This window comes from Bartonella sp. TT119HLJHH, assembly GCF_042193385.1.
Lineage (GTDB): Bacteria > Pseudomonadota > Alphaproteobacteria > Rhizobiales > Rhizobiaceae > Bartonella.
In genome coordinates this window covers 1-6,029 of the sequence record NZ_JBHILS010000033.1, presented here as the reverse complement: position 1 = coordinate 6,029, position 6,029 = coordinate 1, and the positions used below count along the sequence as shown (strand labels likewise).

Annotated in this window: 3 protein-coding genes; all 3 read left to right on the top strand. The window is 35.9% G+C overall.

Going from position 1 to position 6,029, the window contains the following annotated elements:
• The first annotated feature begins 893 nt into the window (after positions 1-893).
• The 3 genes from ACFIJL_RS08415 (at position 894) to ACFIJL_RS08405 (ending at position 5,570) form a co-directional block, all read left to right on the top strand.
• Positions 894-1,277 (top strand): hypothetical protein, encoded by a 384-nt coding sequence (locus ACFIJL_RS08415; RefSeq protein WP_375624200.1) that lies wholly within the window; start codon positions 894-896, stop codon positions 1,275-1,277.
• Between the two features lie 599 nt (positions 1,278-1,876).
• The gene (locus ACFIJL_RS08410) at positions 1,877-3,241 is read left to right on the top strand and encodes an MFS transporter (RefSeq protein ID WP_375624198.1); all 1,365 of its coding nucleotides are present in this window, start codon (positions 1,877-1,879) and stop codon (positions 3,239-3,241) included.
• 1,396 nt (positions 3,242-4,637) lie between these two features.
• Positions 4,638-5,570, top strand: a complete 933-nt coding sequence (locus tag ACFIJL_RS08405; RefSeq protein WP_375624196.1) for an abortive infection family protein — start codon at positions 4,638-4,640, stop codon at positions 5,568-5,570.
• Positions 5,571-6,029: the final 459 nt, after the last annotated feature.

Genomic DNA, 6,029 nt, shown 5'->3' with positions numbered 1-6,029 from the left:
AAGGACACTTTCATGCTTTAAAACGTCTACCTTTAAAGCAAATACATAAAAAGCTGCACGCATAGTGCAGCTTTTTTGCAAAATCTTCTTGATTTTTCATGCTTTTCAACACAACAAGAATTTTCGAAATCCACGTGAAGCTTTTATAAGCGTGAGAAACAAGCTTCAAAATAAAAGATTTTTTTCAATAATTCTATTTTTTTATGTTTTTCTTTTAAAAAACTTCTTAAATGAAGTGTTGACTCCATCGATTATATATATGCCGTTACAGCATAACAAATATGCGGCTATTGCTCTATTTTTTGCATTTAAGCCAAACAAATTTCGCAGAAAAATATTCCTCTACGATCAACAACTTTTCTCAATATGGAAACCATATCAATCTTACATCTCATGTAAGAGGGAGCATTATGCGGTTAACATTTCATCCACACACAATATGAGAGAATAAGTTGAATTCTCTGATACAAAGGGAATACCAACCTACCAAATTATCTATTCTCAACAAAGCAACACTCTCACCACTTCAATACCAGTATTTTAGTTTGAGTATACGAACACACTTTACATTCTAGATTAAATGTATCAAATAAATAATGAACATAAAATCTATGAATAAACAATGGTTTAACTTTACATGCTTCAAACAAAGGACAAAATTCTATAATCATGTGTTATTAAATTTTTTTTGTAAATATTTTATACAGATATCAAAAATCGTACCATTGCTTTCAATACAAGAAACCGACATAAAAAGTTTCATATTGAATGACCAAAATAGTCTTTTACAAATTGCGATATTAGAGCAAAAACTTCATTGGCTAATTATACGAAAAAATAAAATAGAAAATGCATTTTAATAAATATAAAAGCAAATTGTTTTATAAAAGAATATGACAAAAACTGATAAATCAATTTATGATCATGTTATTTATGATTCAGATATTGAGTTCAGTTTTGCACAATCGTTTGAAAAAAACGATGAGATTAAAGTTTATGCGCAACTGCCTAAATGGTTTAAAATTGATACACCTCTTGGATCATATACTCCCGATTGGGCTGTATTACTCGAGCAAGATGGGCAAGGAAAACTGTATTTTGTTGTGGAAAGCAAAGGAAGTATTTTCGAAGACATGTTGTGCGATCTGGAAAAAGCAAAAATCCATTGCGGTCATGAACATTTCAAAGCTTTAGGAGAAAATACCCAATATATTGTTTCTGATAATTATGAAACTTTTATCGATCAAGCAATTCAAAAAGATACCACAACAACTTGAAAAAATGTTTGGGCTATGGAAACATACCATCCCCTGTTGTTTATAAAATGCAACTTTTTCCTACTCTATAATTTACAAGCCCTTCCTTATAACCGATTTTAATTTTTATTAAACAATCAAGAGATTGTCGAATATTTTCCAGAAAGGGCTGCACATTTAAGAAAAGAAAATTATAAACTATTGAGAATACATTTGGCACCCAAACAATCATTTAAGCATAAAAAATGATATATAAACAAACATTGGATTTTTAAGTCAATAATTTGATTTATAAAGATTTTCACATTTTTCATGTTAAATAATAAATGCAAATGGAGCAGGCATGCACGTCTCGTGTAGGTTCTGCTTTTGCTCTCATGCAAAGTGAATTGACAGAAAACAGACTCCTCGATAAACTCATCAAAATCAGCTTAACTGATGGCTTCATTTTGGAGGAAGAGGGGTTTGTACACAAGAGAAGCATTTGGGGACCATCAGCACTTCCAATCACATTCATTCCAATATCAAAACCGCAGACATCACAAACATGTGTTAATTTTTTAAAGTCTGTGAATGGGGCGGGACCCATATCTAAAAGAATATCAACAGGGGGCATAATAATGCAAAAGAGAGATTCCTATACAAAAACAGAAAGGTATGTCATATATACCGTCATTATTTCCAGCATACTTCCTCTGCTGGACGGGAGCATTGTCAATGTCATCCTTCCTAACCTTGCGCATTATTTTTCAGTCGGAGAAAATAATATACAATGGGTTGTAACATCCTATTTTCTCGCCACCGTTCCAGGGCTGCTAATGGCCGCTTTTGTGCAAGGAAGAATAGGTATCAAAAGCACTTGGTTTCTTGCAAGCTTCATTTTTATGCTTGGATCACTGGGGGTAGGATTAAGCTATAATTTTCCAACTATTATATCTGCCCGTATCGTTCAAGGTTTCGGGACAGGTCTTTTGCTACCCCTTAGCCAAACCATCATTGCCTTACAATTTGGACAGACACGCGTGCGCCAAGCCATGGGCACCATAGCCGTACCAACAGTTTTCGCTCCTGCCTTTGGTCCGCTGGTAGGCGCCTCACTTGCTCAGTATGTCTCTTGGCGTTTGTTATTTTTTATTAATATTCCGCTTATTTTATTGGCACTCACCCTTGGAGCAAAACATTTAAAGAGCAACGAAACAACAAAAACAAAATTTAACTTATTTGCATTTTTAGCGTTTTCCATCTCCCTTCTTTCGTTTTTTTATCTCACAGAAGCCAGAAATATCAATAACCACAACACCCTCTTTATCCTAGCGCTTATAGCCGTGATATCTCTCATATTATTCATTGTTTCTAATCAGAAAGCAAAAAACAAATTAATCGTCTTTAGCGGATTTCAAAATGCGCGCTATACATTGCTCATGATCATGGGGCTTGTTGCTTCATTTCTTTTTTATAGCTTCCTCGTTTATTTCCCACTAGCCGTTGCCATGGGAGGAAACTATGAAAAGAGCCTTCTCATCATCGGTGCCCTCCTTGCTCTGCAAGGGGTAGGTGCGTGGATTGGCAGGAAATTTATTTACCAAAAATGGAAAGAAAAATCTCCCTTTTTCATGATAGGAATTGGTTTAGTGATATCAAGCTTTGGGTTATTATGCTTCGGCTATAATATAAGCATGGATGGACTGGGATTCTTGCTAAGAGGCATAGGACTTGGCATCACCACCATTGTCTGCCTTTCCGCCCCCATCCAATATGTCAACAGTTTATACGTCAAAGATACAGCCGTTATCACACGCATATTACAGCAAATAGGTGGTGCCTTAGGGGGTATATTCGCTGGCTTTTTGATCCATTCTCTGACAGAAGAATACCTGTCCTTAAACCAAACATATATCGTATTCTTCATATTCTCTATCGCTGCATTTTTACTGTTTTGCCTAGCCCTCCTCTTATCGCGTAAAGAGAAGAATTTTGATTTATGATATGCTTTATTTGAACACCCTATCCATAACATTGGCAATGGCATATAAAATCATACAGCATTTACCACTTTTCGAGAAACCAACACACTGAGACATTGAACACAGCCTTCATCATTTTTATGAAAGAACACTAAACCGATAAGCTCCTTAAGCTCTAAAATTGATCACCTCCAGTAACGTACGGTGTTTGTAATTTTATGATACCTCAGTGCTTTTAGATCCCTCTAAAAACCTCTTGAAATATGGGATTTTCTGATCAGACCTTTGCAAAGATCCACGAAATTAAGCACGCGTTTCAATGCGGAATAGTTCCATAAATGCGCTAACAGATGCCCTACCGCACCAGCATAGAATATAGAACCCGCCCCCGCGCACGCCCCTATAAATGCTAATCATCTTTTACCACACACCGCGATGTGAAAAATCGCACTGTATTGCAAACTTGATAATGTTATTCACCCCTTTTCAAAGTCATTGAATCACTATGCTTCCGTAACCGCAATAGGTCCAAATGAAACTGAAGCGACAAAAACAGCTGGTAAAGCAGCATCTTCTCTCCATTTCATTGTTAACTGTTATAAGAAATTTCCCCCACTTTAATAAAAAATCCCTCTCTCATTGAGAAATGAAATTTTAAAAACATTGAAAATCATAAAGCATGATGACAGACAGCAAACCATCTCTAAAAAGACTGTTTCTTGATTTTCACAGCGTACTCTTAGATTTCTCTAACATTTTCCTGTCTTTAAATTTTCCTTATAAGTTTTACGGACAAAAGAAGCTTTTCAGAACTCTTTTACACATAACTTCATTGCTTCAAGCTCCCTTACAGACACGATAAACGCGTATATTTCCATCTACCAAGTATGCGAACTTCACAGCGGATATAATGAAAACAGTCTTTTTATAGAAAACCGTAAGCTTTAACGGAATAAACGAGATTTTAAACTAGCCTCCCGCATTACTCTATACCGGTTATGCAAATAAAGAGCGCCATCTACTTTTTCTGACAAGCAAAGAACACACACAACATTTAGTAACATGCCATTATTGAAATTCTTGTCACAAAACCTTCCTTTCAGGGATTATGCGCATTGCCTGCTTCCTTCTCTCCAATAAACAATCTGCCAATAAAGAATGCTATTGCAGTTACGATAATACAAAATTATACTTCTGTTCTCATTCTATATTTTTCCAATTATCACGCATTATTCACCCCCTTCACTGTTATAACAATGAAAGGAGAAAAAAATTAAAACACAATATGGCATTTCTCTTTCACAAATCTTATATAAGCCACAAAATTGTTGCGCGACCTTCTATACAAGGTCAGACAATAAAATCATATTCTAAAAACCACTCCACACACCACTTTTTGATATTATAAAGCCATAAAATGCAATTATCGTCTCCGCAAACAATATCTCAGAAAAACAAAATCCCTCCTGTAATCATTGGACTACTCCCTCCAATGTTTGCGCACCATTATACGCATAACGAGTTAGATGACTTGTTTATTGCATCATTTGCTCCTCCTGAAATTCCAGAAGGTACAAAAATCCAAAAAGTTAAAGCGTGGCTACGTGCAATCAATGTGGAATGCAATGAACCGCTTGAAGTCCTTGGTAACTTGCTTGGGGATTTTTTAGAAAAAGAATATTATGACCCAGACCCAAGCAGATTAAATCCATCATTATATGAAAAAATTTTACAGTTACAAAAAGATAAACGTACAGTTTTAGAAAAGTTAAAGGAATATGACTTGGAATATCAGCGTGGAGGATATATTATCAAGAAGGAGTTGACCTCCACACAAGAATTGCAAAAAGCTGGTCTCCTCTCTACAGAAGAGCTACAAAAACGTATTGCAGAGAAAGAACTTTCAGCAGTAGAAATCGAAATAAATAGGGCATTAGAAAATATAGAAAAAGATCCAAGGGAGGCAGTTCTATTTGCAGCAAATCTGTTGGAAGCCTCTTGCAAAGCTTATCTCGACCACCATTCTATCCTATACGAAGAAAATGCCCATAATAAGCTGTACGCTTTATGGAAAGAAGTTGCTAAGAAGGCTAAGATTCATACTGACGATATAAAGCAAAAAAACTTAAAAAATCAAGATCTAGATAAAAATGACTTAAGAATGATCGCAACCGGTCTATCCAGAATCGTTAGTGGTACTATGAATTTAAGAAACAAGAAAAGTGCAGCGCATGGCCGCTCAGAAAAGGATTTTGAACTAATCAATCTCAAGCCTCGCCATGCGCGTTTAACTTTTAATGCCGCCCATTCTCTCTCAATTTATATTTTAGAGCTCATGGATCAGCCATAATAAAAAACATATCACGACTACCAGCATTTTCTCGTGCCATTTTTAATGCCTAAAAAGCATTAAAGGGGGTGGCCGCTGCTTCTACCCTACAAAACCAAATATTTCTATAGCATGACAACATGAGTAGTCACACCGCTCTATGGTGTTCCTCTTCCCCACGTTTCTAGGCTCCGCTTCTAAAGTCAGTGGGCAATTTCTGTAAATGCAAAAGCCGCCCTTAAGGATGGCGAATGAGGATGGTGCAAAAGTATTGCCTTGATTATTTTTTTTAAGAACAAACTAGCTAGTGTACTATTTTTGGAAAGCTCTCGTGAAGAAATATTATGATGGAGAAGCTAGTCATTATGATAAAAATACAAGTCTTAACTCCGTAAAGAGAGAAAATCTGAGCTTAGATTTAGTCCCTACAAAGCCTTTATGCGCGTAAATTACATACCTATACGTTCTTCCCCTACCCTA